Origin of the sequence: Nonomuraea sp. H19, assembly GCF_052068215.1 — a bacterium.
In the GTDB taxonomy this organism is placed as follows: Bacteria; Actinomycetota; Actinomycetes; order Streptosporangiales; family Streptosporangiaceae; genus Nonomuraea.
Genome location: NZ_JBQHCV010000147.1, coordinates 1 through 590 on the forward strand (window position 1 = coordinate 1; position 590 = coordinate 590).

Here is a 590-nt window from a genome sequence, read left to right on the forward strand (position 1 = left end):
GGAGTCCGACCCGGTGCAGCTCGACTTCGAGTTCCTCGTACCGGTAGGGCCAGCAGGACAGCAGTTCCGAGCGGACAAGAACCAACCCGGTCGCATCAACTTGCGCGATCGCAATCTCGATGTGGTGCTCCTCCTCCCAATGCGGCGCAATCTCCCAGCGGTAGACCACGACGGCATCGCGACCGTTCCGGCGGACGAGTCGGTCACTGATCTCCAGCCGGGAACCTCTGGCCCTCACGAGTTCCCAAGTGCGGGATGTGAGTACCAAGCGCCCGCCGGGGCGCAGAAGCCGTGACATCGACTCCAGAGCAGCACCCCTGCCTGTCGCGCCCGCGGCATGGTGAAGCGAGTTGCCAACGCAGAACACCATGTCGAACGTGTTGTCCTGGAAATGGTCGGGCAACTCTTCCCAGTTCGCCCGTACGGCCCGGACGGATGCCCCGAACTCCTCAGACAACTCTGCAGTCCGACGAACCATCGCTTCGCTGGCGTCAGTTGCGACAACCTGCATGCCACGACCGGCGAGGCCAACCGCCAACTGTCCGGTTCCGCACGAACAGTCGAGGACGTGAGCGTTCGACGGCAGGAGA

The 590-nt window shown here is 63.7% G+C and carries 1 protein-coding gene; it reads right to left on the bottom strand.

All coding sequences use genetic code 11. The annotated features are described in order from the left end of the window. Positions 1-538 (bottom strand): class I SAM-dependent methyltransferase (locus ACTMTI_RS56985; RefSeq protein WP_441129427.1); only part of this gene is annotated, 538 nt, incomplete at its 3' end. Positions 539-590: the final 52 nt, after the last annotated feature.